Source organism: Alicyclobacillus acidoterrestris (genome assembly GCF_022674245.1).
Lineage (GTDB): Bacteria > Bacillota > Bacilli > Alicyclobacillales > Alicyclobacillaceae > Alicyclobacillus > Alicyclobacillus acidoterrestris.
Genome location: NZ_CP080467.1, coordinates 2104720 through 2124742, shown reverse-complemented (window position 1 = coordinate 2124742; position 20023 = coordinate 2104720). Strand labels below are relative to the sequence as shown.

16 protein-coding genes and 1 other RNA gene are annotated in these 20023 nt (G+C 52.5%); 5 read left to right on the top strand and 12 right to left on the bottom strand.

Annotated features, from left to right (window positions below; all coding sequences use genetic code 11):
* Nucleotides 1–28: 28 nt before the first annotated feature.
* Nucleotides 29–2134, bottom strand: a complete 2106-nt coding sequence (gene topA, locus K1I37_RS10025) for a type I DNA topoisomerase (protein WP_021296476.1) — start codon at nucleotides 2132–2134, stop codon at nucleotides 29–31.
* Between the two features lie 463 nt (nucleotides 2135–2597).
* Between topA and K1I37_RS10020 the strand changes: the two genes are divergently transcribed.
* Nucleotides 2598–3467 (top strand): MYG1 family protein, encoded by an 870-nt coding sequence (locus tag K1I37_RS10020; RefSeq protein WP_021296478.1) that lies wholly within the window; start codon nucleotides 2598–2600, stop codon nucleotides 3465–3467.
* A gap of 510 nt (nucleotides 3468–3977) precedes the next feature.
* On the top strand, nucleotides 3978–4823 hold the full coding sequence (locus K1I37_RS10015; protein ID WP_021296480.1) for a pirin family protein: 846 nt from the start codon (nucleotides 3978–3980) through the stop codon (nucleotides 4821–4823).
* Nucleotides 4824–4939: 116 nt separating this feature from the next.
* Here the strand turns inward: K1I37_RS10015 and K1I37_RS10010 are convergent, their stop codons facing one another.
* From K1I37_RS10010 to K1I37_RS09990, 5 genes are all read right to left on the bottom strand, one after another.
* On the bottom strand, nucleotides 4940–6799 hold the full coding sequence (locus K1I37_RS10010) for an ABC transporter ATP-binding protein (RefSeq protein WP_021296481.1): 1860 nt from the start codon (nucleotides 6797–6799) through the stop codon (nucleotides 4940–4942).
* Entirely contained in the window at nucleotides 6796–8523 is a 1728-nt protein-coding gene (locus K1I37_RS10005; protein WP_021296482.1) for an ABC transporter ATP-binding protein, read from the bottom strand. Before K1I37_RS10005 ends, K1I37_RS10010 begins: the two co-directional genes overlap by 4 nt.
* Nucleotides 8520–8999, bottom strand: a complete 480-nt coding sequence (locus K1I37_RS10000) for a MarR family winged helix-turn-helix transcriptional regulator (RefSeq protein ID WP_021296483.1) — start codon at nucleotides 8997–8999, stop codon at nucleotides 8520–8522. The genes K1I37_RS10005 and K1I37_RS10000 overlap by 4 nt, the downstream gene beginning before the upstream one ends.
* 100 nt (nucleotides 9000–9099) lie before the next feature.
* Complete coding sequence (locus K1I37_RS09995) at nucleotides 9100–9402, bottom strand: DUF3892 domain-containing protein (protein WP_021296484.1); 303 nt, start codon at nucleotides 9400–9402, stop codon at nucleotides 9100–9102.
* Nucleotides 9403–9504: 102 nt separating this feature from the next.
* On the bottom strand, nucleotides 9505–10092 hold the full coding sequence (locus tag K1I37_RS09990) for an HNH endonuclease (protein WP_161624350.1): 588 nt from the start codon (nucleotides 10090–10092) through the stop codon (nucleotides 9505–9507).
* Nucleotides 10093–10251: 159 nt separating this feature from the next.
* Between K1I37_RS09990 and K1I37_RS09985 the strand changes: the two genes are divergently transcribed.
* A complete protein-coding gene (locus K1I37_RS09985) occupies nucleotides 10252–10845 on the top strand; it encodes a CbrC family protein (protein WP_021296486.1) in 594 nt (197 codons plus the stop codon).
* 134 nt (nucleotides 10846–10979) lie between these two features.
* Here K1I37_RS09985 and ssrS read toward each other — a convergent pair.
* The 5 genes from ssrS to K1I37_RS09960 form a co-directional block, all read right to left on the bottom strand.
* A non-coding RNA gene (ssrS, locus tag K1I37_RS09980) (6S RNA) lies at nucleotides 10980–11158 on the bottom strand.
* Between the two features lie 103 nt (nucleotides 11159–11261).
* Nucleotides 11262–12371: a DNA-processing protein DprA gene (gene dprA, locus K1I37_RS09975; RefSeq protein ID WP_021296487.1), complete on the bottom strand. Its 1110-nt coding sequence runs from the start codon at nucleotides 12369–12371 to the stop codon at nucleotides 11262–11264.
* Nucleotides 12372–12576: 205 nt separating this feature from the next.
* Nucleotides 12577–13491: a succinate--CoA ligase subunit alpha gene (gene sucD / locus K1I37_RS09970; RefSeq protein ID WP_021296488.1), complete on the bottom strand. Its 915-nt coding sequence runs from the start codon at nucleotides 13489–13491 to the stop codon at nucleotides 12577–12579.
* Nucleotides 13492–13503: 12 nt separating this feature from the next.
* On the bottom strand, nucleotides 13504–14658 hold the full coding sequence (gene sucC / locus K1I37_RS09965; protein ID WP_021296489.1) for an ADP-forming succinate--CoA ligase subunit beta: 1155 nt from the start codon (nucleotides 14656–14658) through the stop codon (nucleotides 13504–13506).
* A gap of 147 nt (nucleotides 14659–14805) precedes the next feature.
* The gene (locus K1I37_RS09960) at nucleotides 14806–15201 is read right to left on the bottom strand and encodes a hypothetical protein (RefSeq protein WP_021296490.1); all 396 of its coding nucleotides are present in this window, start codon (nucleotides 15199–15201) and stop codon (nucleotides 14806–14808) included.
* 159 nt (nucleotides 15202–15360) lie between these two features.
* Here K1I37_RS09960 and K1I37_RS09955 point away from each other — a divergent pair, with 159 nt between their 5' ends.
* The gene (locus tag K1I37_RS09955) at nucleotides 15361–16854 is read left to right on the top strand and encodes a YifB family Mg chelatase-like AAA ATPase (protein WP_021296491.1); all 1494 of its coding nucleotides are present in this window, start codon (nucleotides 15361–15363) and stop codon (nucleotides 16852–16854) included.
* 75 nt (nucleotides 16855–16929) lie between these two features.
* Here the strand turns inward: K1I37_RS09955 and K1I37_RS09950 are convergent, their stop codons facing one another.
* Nucleotides 16930–18771, bottom strand: coding sequence for a PAS domain-containing sensor histidine kinase (locus K1I37_RS09950; RefSeq protein ID WP_021296492.1), 1842 nt, complete (start codon nucleotides 18769–18771; stop codon nucleotides 16930–16932).
* 408 nt (nucleotides 18772–19179) lie between these two features.
* On the opposite strand from K1I37_RS09950, the gene K1I37_RS09945 reads away from it, so the two are divergent.
* The gene (locus K1I37_RS09945; protein WP_021296493.1) at nucleotides 19180–19974 is read left to right on the top strand and encodes a hypothetical protein; all 795 of its coding nucleotides are present in this window, start codon (nucleotides 19180–19182) and stop codon (nucleotides 19972–19974) included.
* Nucleotides 19975–20023: the final 49 nt, after the last annotated feature.

Here is a 20023-nt window from a genome sequence, read left to right as displayed (position 1 = left end):
TCAAATCAGACGCTCCCTTTTATCCATCTTAAGACGACTTTCGCTTGCTCTCTTCCTCCAGAGGCGCTGCGTGTGGGTGTGCTTTTTCATTACTGCAGACAACCGTCACTTTACCGCGAGACTGCTTTTCAACTAACGGATGTGAGCAAATCGGGCACAGTTGACCCGTAGGCTTTTGCCATAGCACATAGTCACACTCGGGATAGCCGCTGCACCCATAGAACACTTTGCGCCGTTTACCACGCCGTTCAACCAGCGGCTTATCACATTTCGGACAGTTGACGCCCACTTCTTTCGTAATCGGCTTCGTGTTCCGGCACTCAGGAAATCCCGGACATGCGAGAAACTTGCCATAGCGGCCATTCTTGTACACCATCATCCGGCCGCACTTGTCACACGGCACATCCGACTCTTCATCTTTGATTTCAACGTGTTCGAGAGAGCTCTCCGCGTGTTCTAAGTCCTTTTCAAACGCGTGATAGAACTCATCCAACAATTTGACCCAGTCCGCCTCACCGTCTTCGACTGCGTCGAGCTCACCTTCCAGGTTCGCCGTAAAATCCACGTCGATTAACTGTTTAAAGTTCTCGACCAGCAACTCCACCACGATTTCCCCGAGCTCTGTCGGAACAAAGCGCTTTTGCTCCAAAACAACGTAGCCGCGCTTCAAAATCGTGTCAATCGTCGGTGCGTAGGTACTCGGGCGGCCAATCCCCAACTCCTCCATCGCCTTCACGAGGCTCGATTCAGAATAACGCGGAGGTGGTTGTGTGAAATGCTGCTCCGGTGTGACCTTTTGTGTTTTCAACACTTGCCCCTCAGACACTGGCGGCAACAGACGGCTCTTGTCGTCGTCGTCCTGGTCGTCATTGCCTTCGATGTACACCGCCATAAAGCCAGGGAATTTAATGACGGACCCTGTCGCGCGGAACCAAGCACCATTCACCTCGGAGTCGACGGACGTGGTGTCGAGAACAGCAGAAGACATTTGGCTCGCGACGAACCGCTCCCAAATTAACTTGTATAGTCGATATTGGTCCTTCGACAAATGATCTTTTATCAAATCTGGATGCCGCAGCGTCGACGTTGGTCGAATGCCTTCGTGCGCGTCTTGCGCGTCTTCGTTCTTGCTGTACTGACGCGGTTGACTCGGCACGTATTCCGCACCAAATTCACGCCGAATGTAGTCGCGCGCCTCTTCTTGGGCCGACTGCGCAATCCGCGTGGAATCTGTACGCATATAGGTGATCAAACCGACGGTGCCTTCTCCTGGTATATCGAGCCCTTCGTACAGTTGTTGCGCGACCGCCATCGTCTTGTAGGCCCGGAAACCGAGCTTGCGCGCCGCTTCCTGTTGCAAACTACTCGTGATGAACGGTGCAGCCGGATTTCGCCTGCGCTCCGATTTCTTGACCTTGCGGACTGTCAGTGCGTCATTTCCGATTCGCGCAAGTAACTCGTTGACCGCTTCCTCGTTCGGAAGTGGCGTCTTTTGCTCATCATATCCATAGAACCGAGAGGTTAATTTCTTTCCATCGACCAGCGACGTGACGTCGACGGTCCAGTATTCCTCCGGTTGAAATTTGCGAATTTCGTTTTCCCTGTCCACAATCAAACGGACTGCCACTGACTGTACGCGACCTGCGGACAATCCTTTGCGCACTTTTCTCCAGAGCAGCGGGCTCAATCGGTACCCCACGAGGCGGTCGAGAATGCGTCGAGTCTGTTGCGCGTTGACGACATCCATGTTGATCTTGCGTGGGTTTTTAAAGGCATTTTTAATCGCGTCTTTGGTAATTTCGTGAAAGACGACCCGACAAGAATCGTCTGGATTCAAATCGAGAATGTGCTGTAAATGCCATGCAATCGCTTCCCCTTCGCGGTCAGGGTCGGCTGCGAGGTACACTTTCTTCGCCTTTTTGCTGGCACTGCGGAGGGCCTTGATGACATCGCCCTTCCCGCGAATGGTGATGTATTTCGGTTGGTAATCGTGCTCGACATCGACGCCGAGCTGCGACTTGGGCAAATCGCGAACGTGGCCCATGGAGGCTTTCACTGCATAGCGTTTCCCCAAATACTTTCCAATCGTTTTCGCTTTTGCGGGCGATTCGACGATGACTAAATAATCGGCCACAGCTTCTCCTCCTGTTCGTCTCACGCCATGGCGATAACTGGTGCCTTGGTTCAACCCATATTATCACCCGACTAAAATTTAATGCAAACGCGTTCTACCGCGAGTTTTGTCGAATCCATGGAAAACCGTCCCTTAAATCGCCAAAGAAGTTCAATTAATGTGGTCTCCATTGCCCAACAGGTGCCGTTACAAAACTGTGTCATTTCCATTTTGTTCGGTTGATTCATATCCTTATCCCACATGGGAAGGTTTTGTCAAGAACGTGACGTCCTACAAATCGCAAATGCAACAGGAATCTCCTTGCAGTTTGTGATTTATTTATCGACGCGACGGATGAACAACCGATGCGATGGAATACTCGAAATACAGTTCGCATTGTTACCCCGTGCGCAGTTTCTTCATTTATAATTGAGCAGCCAGATGAGGCACGTTACACCAAATCGTCTTGTAAGGAATGAAATGCATGGTCATTGGTACGCATCACGGAAAGTTTCACGCGGACGAAGTGTTCGCTGTCGCCATTTTGAAACAGTTTTACCCTGACGCCAAAGTCATCCGCTCCCGCGACGAGCAAATTCTTAGCCACTGCGACATTGTCGTCGACGTAGGGCGTGGAAAATACGACCATCATTCGACGGACAAGGTTTATCGCGATAATGGCATCCCCTACGCCAGCGCTGGCCTCATTTGGCGCGATTTCGGACACGAATGCGTAGATCGGCTGGACACTGGCGCTGATGCAGATAAAGTGGTACAAATCATCGATGAACGGTTGATTCAAGCCATCGATGCAATTGACAATGGTGTCGATCTCGCCCGCGACGCCCGAATCAAAGGAATTTCCGAACTCATCGCCAGCTTTAATCCACCTTGGAACTCAGACTTGGACGAAGATGAAGCCTTTCACGAGGCCGTCCAATTTGCCACCAGCATTCTCAATAACAGCCTGCGCGCGGAAATTGGCCGAATTGCGGCCATCGATATTGTAAAAGAGGCATTTACGAAGCGGGACAGAAAGGAAATTCTCGAACTGACTTCGTTCTGTCCATGGTCAGAGACGCTGTTCGACCTAGACCAAGACCAATCCGTCTTGTACGTCGTCTTCCCTGACCGACACGGACAATACCGCATTCAAGTCGTCCCGAAGGCGCTCGGCTCGTTCGAAGCACGCAAGCCGCTTCCAGCGTCTTGGGCCGGGAAAGAGGAAACTGAACTGAATCAACTGATTGGCGTCGACGACGCCGTATTCTGCCATCCAGCTCGCTTTATCGCGGGTGCGAGATCTCGTGATACCATCCTCAAAATGGCTGATCTAGCGATTCAAAGCGAATGATCTGAAGTCAGATGACGCGCGGTTGCCAAACGCTTTGTCAAGCGGCAACTGCGCGTCATTTGCATGCGAATCAAACCTGCAACTAGCAATCTATTTCTCGAAAAATAATGAAAATCGCGCGGATGTGACAGGCCTTGACACCAGCATCACAGGCACTTCAGTATTCGTCAGAATTTTGTATTTTTCGCCCCACTCGGTCGACGTCGCTCGACAAAACTTGAAATTCCACTGCCACCATACCTCTATCATTGATTTGGTCTATTTCTCTACCTTCTGTGCATATGTATCGACTATACCAAGGAGAGAGGGGACAACCTATGCAAGGACAAGTATTGGAACTGATTTGTGACGGAGACTATTGCGCAATGGATGGCGAGTTGCGCGAAATATATACCATTGCGGATATTGAGGGCGACAAGTGACACAGCCTTCCAGGTTACTTTTCTAATGGTACTATGGTAACATTGCCTTGTCTGATAGATTGTAGTCGGAAGACAAGGGTGTGTTACGATGGATACACAATCAACTTATGCACGCCATATTGAACGCGTCTGGACGGTGGAACCGCAGCAACAGAGCGAAAACCATACAGTCGGAATGGTCCTCGAACCGGGAAATTGGGCGCTGTACGACCCGTTCCTGTTCCTCGCCGAAGACTGGTTTACCGAAGGGACATTTGATGTCCATCCACATCGCGGGATCGAAACAGTGACCTATGTGATTGAAGGCCGGCTCAATCACTACGACAACCGTTTCGGAGAAGGCCAACTCGCCCCAGGCGACGTGCAATGGATGACAGCGGGTCGCGGTGTCATTCATCAGGAGGATGCTGCACCCGGCGAAATCGTACACAGCCTTCAATTGTGGGTGAACTTACAGAGCCACAACAAAATGACCGAGCCACGCTATCAGAATTTGCGTGGTGCTGACATGCCCATTCGACATGTGGAAGGCGGCACTGTTCGGATTTTCTCCGGGTCATCCGGCGGCATAGAGAGCAATACGCGAAACCATGTTCCTGTGACGATGCTCGAAATCCAACTAGAGCCAGGCGCCAAGCTAATCGAGAACCTCCCGGGTGGATACAATGGATTTATTTATATCCTAGAAGGAAGCGGCTATTTCGGTGAGAATCGGCAGCTTGGCAACCCCAAGCAGGTCCTTTGGCTAGGCCGACACAAAGACGTGGCAGAAAGTTTCCTCGAGATGACTGCCACAACAAAACTCCGGGCGCTACTCTATGCAGGACAACCTGTGGAGGAACCCGTTGCCGCCTACGGCCCATTTGTCATGAACACCCAGGCGCAAATCAAACAGGCGTTTGAGGATTACGCATCCGGTAAGTTCGGACAATGACCGACTGAGACGAAATACTCAAAACGCCTTTAGGTGGGAGAGCCAAATCCGGTTCCCCCACCTTTTTATCGTTCATATACCTGTCTATGGTCAGGATGAATGGAAGTATCAGCTTCTCACACAGCCCCTGTAACCGCACGCAATGCGAACTGGCTATTGTACAAATCCGCGTAAAAGCCACCACGGGCCAACAGTTCGTCGTGCGTACCCTGTTCAATGACACTACCCTTGTTCATCACAAGAATTAAATCCGCATCGCGAATCGTCGACAGGCGGTGTGCAATCACAAAGCTCGTACGCCCCTTCATCAGTGCATTCATCGCATTTTGAATCAGAACCTCCGTACGCGTATCCACACTGCTCGTGGCTTCATCCAAAATCAAGATAGCCGGATCTTTCAAAATCGCCCGCGCAATCGTCAGCAATTGCTTCTGGCCCTGCGAGATATTGGAAGCTTCCTCGTTGAGTACGGTCTCGTAACCATCCGGCAACGTGCGGATAAACCTATCGGCAAACGCCGACTTGGCCGCCTGAATCACCTCTTCGTCTGTCGCACCCTCCCGACCATACGCGATGTTGTCGCGAATCGTCCCGTGAAACAACCAGGTATCCTGCAACACCATCCCAAACATGCTCCGCAAATTATCGCGCTTGAGTTGTGCGATATCCTGCCCATCAATGGTGATTTTCCCAGCGTCGACTTCGTAAAACCGCATCAGTAGATTGACCAAGGTCGTCTTACCGGCACCCGTCGGCCCAACAATGGCCACCATTTGACCGCGTTTGACGTCGATGTTCATATCACGGATAAGCGGCTTATCCGATTGATAACCAAACCGCACGTGCTCGAATGTCACGTCACCCTGCGGCTGCGAGATGACTTGTGCATCTGCCGGTTCCGCCACTTCTTCCACTTCATCGAGGAGTTCAAACACGCGTTCAGCCGACGCGATCGTCGATTGAATAACGTTGGCAATACTCGACATCTGCGTGAGCGGTTGGGAAAATTGACGAGCGTATTGAATAAACGCCTGAATATCGCCAATTTGAATCGCTCGGTGCATGACCAACACGCCGCCAATCACACTGACGAACAGATATCCTAGGTTTCCAATAAAGTTCATCAGCGGCATAATCAGACCAGATACAAATTGCGATCTCCACGCGGACTCATATAACTGCGCATTGACCGACTCAAACTGCTCGATGGATTTCTCCTCGTGGCCAAACGCCTTGACAATTTTGTGCCCTGTGTACATCTCCTCCACATGGGCGTTCAATTGCCCCAGCGATTTTTGCTGTGCTTTAAAGTTTTTCTGCGACTTTTTCGCGACAAACCGCGTAACCAACAAGCTCAACGGCAAGGTTAACACGACCACCAACGTCATCAGCGGGCTGATGGTCAGCATCATGACGATCACGCCGAGAAACGTGATGATGGAACCAATCACCTGAGTTAAGCTCTGCTGTAACGTGGTGCTAATGTTGTCGAAGTCGTTGACAAAACGACTTAAGATATCGCCGTTTGGACGCGAATCAAAGAACTTCAGCGGCAAACGCGCCAACTTTTCATTCGCCTCGCGGCGAAGTGTGTATACGAGCTTCTGGGCAACGCCTGCCATGACATATTGCTGGACATAAGTGAACGCCGCGCTAAAGAGATACAGAATCGCAAGGATCACAAGGATGTGAACGATTGGACCGAACCGCAGATCATGGTGCGTCACTCCTTGAAACAGCCGGGTGGTCGCCCGCCCCATCAAGTCTGGGCTGATAATGCTAAACACGGTGCTGAGAATTGTCGCGATGAGAACAACGAACAGACGTAAGCGATGCGGCCGAAAATAACGGATGAGCCGGCGCAGCGTCCCCTTGAAGTCCTTCGCCTTTTGTACCGGCATCCGCCCACCGAAATTGCCCCGTCCCATCGGCATTGGCGGACGCATTTGCGGAAGTTCGCGGCGGTCTTTGCTCATGCTGTCTCCTCCTCTGCCAATTGCGACGATACAATCTCCTGATATACCTGACACGTATCAAGCAATTCGCGATGGCGGCCAATTCCCACGACCTGCCCCGCATCCAACACGATGATCTGATCCGCATCCATCACCGTACTGACGCGCTGCGCGACGACAATAACGGTCGCTTCCTGCAGTTCTTGGCGCAGTGCCGCCTGCAATTTTGCTTCCGTCTTAAAATCCAGTGCTGAAAAACTATCGTCAAACACGTAAATCTCAGGACGGCGAACAAGTGCCCTCGCAATGGACAATCGCTGCTTTTGTCCGCCCGAGACGTTCATGCCACCCTGATCTAGATGCGCTTCAAACCCATCTTCCATCTCTAAAATAAAAGAGGTAGCCTGCGCAATATCCGCCGCATGTCGGATTTCTTCGTCTGTCGCGTCCTCTTTGCCATAGCGAAGGTTATCTGCGACAGTGCCGGAGAACAAGACGGCGCGCTGTGGCACAAACCCTATCTTTTGACGCAACACTTGTTGTGACATGTCCCGAATATCCACACCATCCACTAGGATTCTTCCGGCATCCACATCGTAAAAGCGTGGAATCAAACTGACTAAAGTCGACTTACCAGAACCCGTGCCTCCAATAATCGCCGTCACCTGGCCTGGTTTCGCCTGAAAGCTAATGTGCTCAATCGCCGGGTGTTCGGCGCCAGGGTATGAAAATGTCACATCCTCAAACGCGATGGTGCCCTTTTCCCCAGTCGGTTGCACCGGCTGATGCGGCTCTTGAATCTCTGGAACCATGTGCAGCACTTCATTGATCCGGGCAGCCGATGCAGTGGCGCGCGGAATCACAAAAAACATCATCGAGACCATCATGATGGAAAACAAAATCTGGGTAACGTACTGAATGAAGGCCATTAATGAGCCAATCTGCATATCCCCGTGATCAATCCGAATTCCTCCGAACCAAACGATGGCGATAGTCGAAAAGTTGAGGATAATCATCATCGCAGGAGTCAAGGACGCCATTGTCTGGTTGACCTTGGTCGCCGTATTCGTCAAATCAAAATTCGCCTGGTGGAACCGCTCTTGTTCATACTCGATCCGGTTGAACGACCGGATGACGCGAATCCCGGTCAGGTTTTCGCGAACCACCCGGTTGAGCTTATCCATCTTCTTTTGCATCGCTCGAAACATGGTAATGCCACGACTGTAGACGAGATAAATGACGAGGCCCAAAATTGGCATGACCACGACAACCACAATCGCTAGCGTCGCGTCCGTATAAAACGCCATCATGATACCACCGATGGCCGTCAGTGGTGCGCGTATCATCAACCTCAACATCATGTTGACCAATTGTTGCACTTGCGCAATATCATTGGTCGTTCTAGTAATGAGAGATGAGGTTCCAATTTGATCAAACTCGTGCAGTGTAAAATTCTCCACATGCCGAAACACCTTGCTGCGCAGTGTCCGTCCAAACGATGCAGCCACGCGAGAGGAAAGAAATCCAGCGGTAATCGAACAGACCGCGGCCGCTACCGACACACCAAGCATCAGCCCGCCGACACGCAGAATGTATGGCACATCGCCATGAACAATCCCAATGTCCACAATGTCGGACATCTGATGCGGCAAATAGACCGTCGATAAACATTGCAAAAAGATCAGGAAGACAATGCAGGCAACCGAAACGCGATGGGGTCGGAGCCCTTTCAACAACTCTTTCACCGATGTTCCTCCCCGCTCATCAGACGCTCCTCAGAACCCTGATAGTATTGACAGACTTGTGCCAGCAAATGTGCCAACTGTTCACTTTGCTCGGCACCCAGGTATTCGACCAAACCGTTTAAAGACTGTAACGTTTCCGATCTCGCCTTGACGATTTCGGCCTGTCCCTTCTCGGTCAATCGAACCCGGGTGACGCGCTTGTCGGATTCATCCACCCTGCGTTCGACGTATCCGCTCGCTTCCAGGCCCTTAATCAGTTGTGTAACGGTCGGCACAGCGACATGCAGCAGTTCGCTTATCTCTGAAACCTTATAACCGCTCGCGTGATGTTTCTCGCCTCTGCGAATCACAAACAGCACGCGAATATCACTTGGTTTTCGACCAGACGCGCGAGGCCCAAGCCAATGAACGCGGCGAAATCGCATGAATGACTGAAACAGCTTGTGGGCTGGCGTTTGATCCTTGTCTTCGAACATCGATACCGCCCCTTTTCCAAATCGCACAATTATTTTCTTAGGCAAACTAAATAATAATCAGCACGCCGGATAAAGTCAATTGGGGGGATGCGGTTGGCCTTTAGAACTCTGGCAAGTTATCGAGGTTGTTTTCGCGGATGCCGTCTGGTTCGCTGCGCAAAATATCTCGGCCATATTTGTGAAATACATCGACATGCGCCAGGTTGCCGGACTTCGCCTCTTGCAGCGCCGACACATAGTCCAGATCTCGCCCTTTGTCCGTGCGAACGGCGATGATATCTCCATCGTCATTTTTGCGGACCGCGACGATGCGTTCCTTCCCGTCATTTTCCGCGACGTCACTTGTCGACGGCTGATGTTCTGCGACGTAGCGGTTATAAATCTCTTCGAATTGATCTGGCATCTGTACATCCCTCCATCAAAAAATTCGAATCGAATAACATTCGAATTGTGACCACATCGACAGCATGTGCGTCATCGGCGGAAAATACTCATGTGCATTTTCTTACGGGCCCTTGACGCGCGGCGCAGAGCCCTTTCGCTCAAATCGACTTGCCGCATTCCGCCGGCGTTGAACGAACGCCGTGGCCAAACGATAACGCTCGACGATGTACCCCGCGTACGGTGAAGGGTGCCCTTCTCCGGCCAGCAATTCAAGAAATGTGTACGCATCTTCGTTCTGACGCTTCTGGTTACACGTTTCGCAGGCACAAAACAGGTTTTCCGGATGATACGGTCCTCCATCGGAGTAGGGGATGACGTGATCGACCGTATTCGCCTCATTCCCGCACCACAAGCAGGTCGCACAATCCCGTTTAAACACAATCTTTCGGTACATCGCATTGTTCTCGGGCGCGTCATTGAGCCACAGTACACCGCGGCTGTCCCAATGTGCCCGGCCTGCCGCGACCTCCTTGGTCGCCCTGTCCAGCGTACAAGGCGTAAGAATCTTTCCCTTGGCGCTCTTGACCGGAACGACAGAACCCTGCTTCAACTGGTGATCACAACTGGGGCACTGAAATTCCCGCCGCATGAGCACCCGAATTGACCAAGTCGCTTTGCAGTTTGGGCACATTCCTTCTGCTGGTTCCATGGGCAACACCTTCATTCATCCTGTCCCAAAACCTAACGTACCTTGTTTGGTCCGACTCGAGCATATGATGACCATTTCATTTCTAGTGTATGATCCGGCCGAGAACGTGTATTGTTATATGTACAATCTTAACGCAAATCTTCCCCCTGAGGTGATTGGATGTCGACGCAGAAGAACGAACTCCCCAACTTCCCATACCACCGTGATCCGCTGGTCACCGGCGCCATAGAAGCTCGCCAAATCACGTGTCAGGCCTGTGGTGAAAAGCGCCCATACGCTTATATTGGTCCCGTTTTCACCGACGAGGAGGTAGAGGACATCTGTCCCTGGTGCATCGCTGATGGACGAGCGTCCGACAAACTGCACGCAGAGTTTGTCGATGCAGAGCATTGTGAGCCCGTCGCCGATACGGCGAGCTTAGCGACGCTCGTGACGCGCACGCCCGGCTTCGCCGGCTGGCAAGAAGAACAATGGCTGAGTCACTGCGGGGATTTTTGTGTGTATATCGCCAACATCCCAAACCATGAGATGAGCCAGCACGAAACACTGTTAAAATCGATTGACCGCACTTCTTCGCCGTCGGTTGCTCAACTGCTAGACACGGTCTCACTCTCGCGCACAGCGGAGTTGGACCGTCTAATGAATGGAGAAAATCCCTATCGCATTCACGTCTTTGAATGCCGTCACTGTGGCATCCGCCGCGGTTATGTCGACCGTGCCGCCGACACCTTTGAGGACGACGACGCGCAATAACTGCCTGTGTTTTGCACAGGCAGGGCGACAGCCCTAGCCAAATTGCAATACAGATACCTGATGCTGAAATACCCTTCGAAGATCACAAAAAACCGCCATCACGACCGACAGCGGTTTATCTATGTACTCTATGACAACTCCCCGTTTTGCCGTGAAGCCCACAGTTTTAACCTGCTCCTGGCAGGTGGGTATCCGCATACCGTTCTCGCAAGTCCACTCCATGATGGCATTTGTTCCAACGATAATATTAGGATTCCCGTGTGATGTGCATTGGTTAAAAACAAATAACACTTCACCAACATCACAGGAGACGTTGTGAAGTAATCTTACCACGCGGTGTACAACAAAACAACACCCATTTTATCCCACAAAGAACCTATCGCCGTTCATATAGCACAAACGCATCCGGTGGACATTCAGACATGGATATCCATTTGGTAGCGACCATCGGGGAGCCTCCGCACCAGCGATGCCAATTCCATCTCCAATAACTGCGCATGCACATTCCCTGGCGCTGTCGCGGTCAAGAGCGCGATTTCTCCTGCTCGCAGCGGGCCTTCTTCCGTTAGGAAACGAGCCAAGTCCTGAAGGTGGCGAGGAATCAGCTGAGGTGGCGACAGTTCTCGACTTCCCTTTGCGCTCGTGACAGGATTGCCGTAGTGTCCCAGAAGTGCAATGGGATCAACCAACGGAATCGCTCCATCGACCAATAGCTGATGTGACCCTCGAAACGATTTCGATGTGATGGGACCAGGTACTACCCAAACGTCTCGCCCCAGTTCTAACGCGGACTCTGCCGTGCGTAGCGCGCCTGATTTTTCACCTGCCTGAACAACCACAGTCGCGCGCGACAGCGCAGCAATCAGGCGGTTGCGCTCCGGAAAGCGATGCTTTGCGGCAAGGCTTCGCGGTGCGTACTCACTGAGTAATAATCCATGTTCCGACAAGCGACGATACAAGGGGCGATTACTAAGTGGATAGCAAACGTCAATCCCACATCCCAGCACCGCAATGGCACATCCGCCGCTGTCGAGTACAGACTGATGGGCACATGCATCAATGCCCATCGCCATGCCCGAATAGACAACAATCCCTGACCTCGCCAACGTGCTTGCAATCCACTTCGTGGCGTATGTGCCATAACTCGACGAACGACGTGTCCCGACGATGGCCACGCCATCGTCCTTTGCAAGAAGATCGAGATTTCCCCGAGCGAAGAGGACTACCGGTGGATCAAACAAATCCAATAGGCACTTTGGGTAGCTCGCATCACCTTGAACGAGGCACTCGATTCCAGCACCCGCCAACTCCGCTTCCACGTGACCGGCACGGCGTGGCGCAGCCTCTTGCCACGCAGCCATTTTGCGCGCCGTTTCGGGTCGCATACGGAGTGCATCGAGCCAGTCATCTGGACTGGCTTCCGACAATGCGCGTACACTGCCGAAATGCGCGAACAATTTACGATATGTAGAGGCATCGAGGCCAGGACACAGAGCCCAGTAGACTCGCAACTTGCGTTCGTCCATTCAATGTCACCCATTTCAATTGGATTGCTGATCCAATTGTCGTAGAGATGGACAAGCCCGTCGATAACGTCCAGCAAAGATCTGCTACAAAACACGTCCGTCGCGAACATTTTTACATTGCACTGGCACGTCCAAATAAAAAAGCACCTCCCAGAACCCATTCCGGTTCCAGGAAGTGCTTGCAAGCCAGCAAAATTTACGAGAATTAGATGGTCGCCTCGTGCGTCTTGCACTTGTCTAACAGGCCACGTTCCTCAATGACTGCGTACAACGTCGCACCCATCTCGGACGGCGTCGGCGCGACACGAATGCCGCACTCTTGCATCTTTTTGATCTTCGACTCAGCCGTTCCAGCGCCGCCGGACACAATCGCGCCTGCATGTCCCATCCGACGTCCCGGAGGTGCAGTCACACCTGCGATAAAGCCTACGACTGGCTTCGTCATGTTCTCCTTAACCCACTCAGCTGCTTCTTCCTCAGCTGTACCACCAATTTCACCAATCATGATCAGTGCCTCAGTGTCGGGATCTTCGTTGAACATTTTCAGCACGTCGATGAACTCAGTGCCCTTCACCGGGTCGCCACCGATACCGACGACCGTGGACTGACCGATACCGCGGCTCGACAGCTGATATGCCGCTTCATACGTCAGCGTACCACTACGGGAGATAACGCCCACCTTGCCTGGCTTGTGAATATAACCCGGCATAATTCCGATTTTGCATTCACCCGGCGTAATGACACCAGGACAGTTCGGCCCGATCAGGCGCGTGTGACGGCCTTCCAGATACCGTTTCACCTTCACCATGTCCAACACCGGAATGCCCTCTGTGATACAAATGACGAGGTCGAGCTCGGCATCCACTGCTTCCATGATAGAATCTGCTGCAAAAGCTGGTGGAACGTAAATGACGGATGCATTGGCGCCGGTCGCAGCAACAGCTTCAGCTACGGTGTTGAACACAGGCAACCCTTCAACCGTTGTACCACCTTTACCAGGTGTGACACCGCCAACCATTTGCGTGCCGTATTCCAAGGCTTGCTTGGTATGGAACAGCCCTGTCGCACCAGTGATGCCCTGTGTAATGACCTTTGTGTCTTTATTCACTAAGATACTCACGGTATTCCCTCCTCACACAAGCCCGACAATCTTCTGTGCTGCGTCCGCCAAGGAGTCAGCAGCGACGAGGTTGAGTCCAGACTGATTCAAGATGTCTTTCCCTTGTTGCACATTTGTACCTTCAAGGCGGACGACCAACGGCTTCGTGAGGCCGAGTTGGCGGGCCGCATTCACCACGCCGTTCGCAATGACGTCACACTTCATGATGCCGCCAAAGATGTTGACGAGAATGCCTTTGACATTGTCGTCGGACAGGATGATTTTAAAGGCAGCCGTAACCTTTTCTTCACTCGCGCCGCCACCGACATCGAGGAAGTTGGCCGGTTCGCCGCCGTAATACTTGATGGTGTCCATCGTCGCCATGGCCAATCCAGCACCATTGACCATGCACCCAATGTTCCCGTCGAGTGCAATGTAGCTCAAATCGTACTTGGAAGCTTCGATTTCCTTCGGATCTTCCTCGTCCGTGTCGCGCAGGTCGACAATGTCCTTGTGCCGGAACAGCGCGTTGTCGTCGAAGTTCAACTTGGCGTCCAGCGCCAAGACGTCGTTGTCCCCCGTGAGCACCAACGGATTGATCTCGGCAATCGAGCAGTCCTTGGCAACGAACGCTTCGTATAGCGCTGTCATGAATTTCACAGCTTTATTGATTGCCTCTTTTGGCAGTTCCAATTTAAATGCGAGGTTGCGTGCCTGGAAAGGATTTAGACCGACTGCGGGGTCAATCGTCTCGCGGAAGATCTTCTCTGGATGCGCTGCAGCCACTTCTTCAATCTCAACGCCGCCCTCCTGGGACGCCATCATGACAATGCGGCCTTGCGCACGATCCAACACCAGACCTATGTAATATTCCTTTTTGATGTCGGTCAGCTGTTCAATCAGAAGGCGTTTTACCACCTTGCCCTCAGGGCCAGTCTGGTGCGTCACGAGCGTCTTACCGAGCAACTCGCGTGCATGCTGCTCAACCTCTTCAATCGATTTCGCCAGCTTCACTCCGCCAGCCTTACCACGGCCACCTGCGTGGATCTGTGCCTTGACAACCGCCTTGCCGCCAAGTTCCTTCGCAGCCGCGACAGCCTCTTCGACGCTGAACGCCACCTTGCCTTGCGGAACTTGCACGCCAAACTGGGCCAGGACTGCTTTCGCCTGATACTCATGGATGTTCACGTGCCATGTCCTCCTTTGCACATCGTTACAGCAGACAAAAACCGGGACGAAGCACCAGTCGTACGCTGTATTGTCCTTTATCAGCATAGAACACCTGATGCGTATTTACAACTTTTCTTAATTGGATAAGTTGTCTAATTCGCATTCCTAAATTTGAAAAAGTGCACACAAATACGCGATGACAAAGGCACCAGAGAGAAAGAGCAATACCCTGCGTGCCATGACATCCCCGACCGCGTTTAGCCAAAGCCCACAACCGAGCCCAACGGTTCCAGTGAACACCGCAATAATCGCGGCCTGCGTGCTCCAGGAGATTGGGCAGAGACCCAACACTGCGAAAACGACCGTCACCGCCACCAAGGCAAAGCAGAGCCAACGAAGGTATTCCCACCGATTGCGGCGAAAAGGCGGTTTATTTGGTCTGACGTGATGCTCTGTCTTCCCCTTCTTGTTGTGGCGAGCTCGGTAGGCCTTTAAATCCACGACCTGTCCACGTCGGCTTTGTCCCTCAGTTCGGTTTGAACGTTTCCGCGGGTTCTCCACAAGACTTCCCTCCTGGTTTGATGAAAAAGTAGTGAAATCGCAAAACCTGTGAACGCTTTCTCGCGAGCACTTCGACGCTGCCGAATTCTCCTCTACATTATGGCCTAGAACACGCGTTATTGCTATATCTAGCAGTAAACGGTGAAAGGAGCCACACCTATGTTGGGTACGTCCATCTCAGCGATTCACACCGGCCTCATGCCTGAAGTCATCCGCGTGGAAGCGGATGTAAGCGGCGGTTTTCCCCGCTTCTCTATCGTCGGTCTGCCCGACTCCGCCATCACGGAGTCCAAACTGCGAATTCGCTCGGCGTTTCGGAACAGTGGCCTGCCCTTTCCCCAAGGGCGAATCACAGTGAATCTAACACCCGCAAATTTTCGCAAACGGGGCTCCGGACTCGATCTCGCCATGGCCATCGCCATTCTCCGCGCAGCGGCTATCCTCCCCGCGGACGATGGCACGACGGCTTTTTTAGGTGAACTTCGCCTGTCCGGCGAACTCGCGCCCGTCGAAACCGCCGTAAGTTTGGCGCTGCGCTTACAGGCTGCGAACGTGGAACGTTTAGTGCTCGCAGAACGTCAAGTTGTTCCACCAGAACTCGCGAAATATATGCAAACCATACCGGCAGTAAAACTCACCGACGTGATCGCCATCCTGACGACATCCACTCACGTAAACCACGTGACACCATCTGTCTCCGTTCCGCCACACGACGCAAAGCATGAGACAGATCTCCAGCCCGGCCTGGCGGCACTCGACGGAATTCGCGGAAAGACTGCAGAGAAACGGTTGTTAGCCATCTCCGCTGCAGGCCGCCTGCCACTTCTGTTGATTGGGCCACCAGGAATCGGCAAGACGTTGCTCGCGACGCACCTGGTCGACTTGTTCCCCGACCTCGACGCCCGAACCGCATTGGCCACATTGGCCATTCGCGAGTTGACGGGGCCAGCCGGTCACCTGTATCGGCGCCCCCCGCTGCGCATGCCCCATCACAGCCTAACGGTCGCGGGGCTGATTGGCGGTGGCAATCCCCCACAACCTGGTGAAGTCACCCTAGCGAGCGAAGGCGTGCTCCTGCTCGACGAATTGTTTGAATTTCAACGCGCCACCTTAGACGCGCTGCGGGAGCCACTGACACACCACCAAGTTCACCTCGCGCGCGCGGGCCGCAGCGCCACCTTGCCAGCCAATTTTCTGCTCGTGGCAACCGCCAATCCGTGCCCATGCGGCCAGCGCGGCTATGGCGAGTGCCGCTGCATGGAAAGTGATGTGCGCCGATATTGGTCCCGCTTGTCTGGTCCATTGGCCGACCGCATTCCACTCATCGTCTATTTGAACAGGCAACCGACGACACCCGTGCCGCCTGCACTCGACGTCAGCGCACAAACCCTTCAAGCGCGCGTGCAGCACGCCCGGGAGCAACTCGACCAAAGTGAGGATGACACACCCTCCGAACCGCCATTCCCCCGGTGGCTTGACGATACAGCCGCAGCCTTTCTCAGAAAGGTGAACGAGCGAATCCTCACATCCGAGCGCGCCAGACAACAAGCACTGCGCATCGCGCGAACCATCAGTGCGCTCGAGGGCCGTGAGACCGTCCTCAAGATTGACATCGAAGAGGCCGTACTTCTACGAAGCCACGCGCACATGTAACTGACGTACAAAAGGTGGCCGCCAGAGGCCGGGGCAAATTGCGCTGCAGAGGGAATCTGGCAGTTGCCCCGGCAATCACTGGGCTGCGGGCATGGACGCAGACCGCAGTGGCATGACAATCTTCACCTCTGTGCCGACGTTCACCCGGCTATTGATTTCAACGCGACCGTGATGGTCAGAAATGATGCGATTCGTCACCAGTAACCCAAGCCCGGTTCCGCTAGGCTTCGTCGTGTGAAACGGTTGACCAATTTTGTCGAGTTGATCTTCTGGGATTCCACAGCCGTGATCGATAAAGCGAAGCTCAACCGTATCTCCGACGCGCTGTACATCAATGACAATTTCCGCACCATCGTCACTCGCCTCAATGGCGTTCTTCAGAACGTTCATAAACACTTGTTTCATCTGGTTTTCTACACACGAGACAAACAGTTGGCGTACATTACACCTGCGGATGAGGCGGATGTTCCGCGGTGCGGCTTGCGTTTGCAACAATAAGAGCACGTGTTCCAAAATGGCGAGAATATCTTTGTACTCGTACTTGACGGCCTGCGGCTTCGCCAGTGTCAATAATTCTTCGACAATGGCGTTGACGCGATCGAATTCGCGCAGCATCAGATCAGCGTACTGTACTGTGCGTTCGGGATGTTCCTGAATCATCTGCGTAAATCCGCGGAGCACGGTCATGGGATTTCTCAACTCGTGTGCAATTCCGGCCGCCAGTTGTCCAGCGACCGACAGTTTTTCCGACTGCACGAGCAACTGCGTTGTCCGAACCCGCTCCGTAATGTCCCGTTCAATAGTGGACACAGCGACAATTTGTCCAGCCGCATTGCGAATCGGAGACAACGTGACGCTCACGTAAATGGATTCCCCGTCTTTGCGTTTGCGCACAGTTTCCCTTGAAATTTGTCTTCCGGTCTCCTGCACCGTTTGTAGCCACTCATTCAGTTCGTTGAGGGATTCTTCGTCAGGTGGGAAACGACCTGCGAAATCGTCTTCGCGCCACCCGTACAGTTCTCTACAGGCCCGATTGGTACGTACGAGATTGCCGCCGAAATCAAACAGGCAAATGGCATCAGCTGAGTAACTAAAAATCGACTCAAATTCCTCCTTCATCGTCCAGACTTCCTGTTCGCGTCGTTTGCGCTCTGTAATGTCCCGCCCAATCACCAATAAGCGATGTCGTTTTCCATTTCGGAAAATAGGGATGGTAATGGTATCAAAGATTCGCTGAGGCTGTCCTCGTGACCCAAAGCATGTCTCCTCGCGAACCGACGTACCTCGTTCCCAAATGTCGCTATCGTCCTCGCGCACTAAGGAGTTGGAAACCGTGCGTGTTCCCAGGATGTCCGAAGTGGTTTTGCCATACCACTCATCATCTTCAATGGAAAACAGCCGAAGTGCAGTATCATTGGTCTCCAGCCACCGCCCATTCGCATCTTTGAACAGCACCACATCCGGAATCGCGTTGATGAGCGTGTACAATTGCTGTTCCCGCTCGCGTTGCGCCTCTTCCACGATTTTTCGATCGCTGATGTCCGTGCTGACGGCAATAAATTGATGCGACCGGCGAGTTGCATCGAGGAATGGCACCGCCGTCGTCTGCACCCAGAACGGACTTCCATCCTTTTTGTAGCTTTGCACTTCCCCCCTCCAAACGCGGCCGCGAGTCAGCGCACGTTTCATGTCCTGCACAAGTTCTTCACACTGTTCGCCATAAAACAATTTGTTGTAATCGGCCCCCAGCACGTCATCGCTGCAAAAGCCTGTCGTGCTGCAGTACTTGTCGTTCACGTACGTCAATCGGCCGTTTGCATCTATAATCGTGACAATACATGCCTCACTTAACGCCACTTGAATATCCGTTAAGACCTGCAGTGCGTGCTTCAATTCTGCTTCAACTCGTCGGAACATACCATCGCCTCACCCGTGATTTTACATACTCGTGCCTGTGCACTCTGTTCACCAGTTTGCACGAATTGAAAAATACTCAACCTGCTTCTATTCCTAAGCTGGCAATGAACGGTCGATGAATCTTCTTTCAACGAGGTTGCACAAATCGTCGGTCTAAGGTTAAATTAGGCGATAAGGCTTCGTGATTTACACCTCAATGGTAATGAAACGGCCACGCATACCAATCAAAACAACGCATTGCAGTGATTTCAAGGCGTATGTTCCAAAGTATATTTAGTTTTGTCTTGTCTACTCGTTTCGACACCCTTCTCGTAGGCAAATCTATATACTAAGTACCCATCGGAGCACTGCAAGACTACCATTTAGATTTCATAATTTATGTCGAATCGCTATAGGAGTTGTGAATGTATGACTTGGACTCAAGGTCAACCGCCTCGAGTAAATCAATCGCCTTTTATTGATCCAACGAAAGAAATGAAACCGAATGACCGCCGAAATAACCGCAACCCCAGATCACCACAAGGTACGTCGCGACATCCTCAGAATATGGACAACGTCGCAGCGACATTCACACAAGAGGGCCTGCAGACATTCTCGACTATCTTTTCAACTTCTGTGGAAGCCGCCATCGCAAAGTCGCTTCCAGAAATCGTAGAACGCGCAGTAGAACGCCAAATCAAGCAAGTATTACAGCAAACCATTGAGAACTTTGAAAAACTGACCACCGACTTAACGTCACAAATCAGCGACCTAAAGCGACTCGCAACCATGTTGTCAGAAGGCGCAGAGGGAGAATCCTTCGCCGCCGAAGCGCCCGAATCCTTAGCTATCTATGACCAACAACCTCAGCGTCAAGAGAAAAATGATGAAGAAGCAAAAACGCCAGCAATTCCTGCTAGGGATGCGGTGGTAGATGAGCCATACGAGGAAATGACCATGCCGATGTCGACCGACGAGCCAAGCCCGTTAGAAGCGAGCGTGGAACCCCCTCAAACGCGCATTGCAAAAGAAGTTGAGCTAGTCGTGAAGACCCTCAAGGAAATCGGTCGACCCGTCAAGTCTGACGAACTTCGCGCCTTAACCAGTGAAGTCCACTGGGGCGCGAATCCATCCGTTAAAATGAGCAATCTCATCAACAAGTCCAATGGGCAAATTGAGCGTGTTGGCCGTGGGCGTTATCAGTATAAGAATCAAGCGGACTAACAACTTTGCCTTCCCCAGATCATCTGGACTGGGGAAGGCAAACATGTGA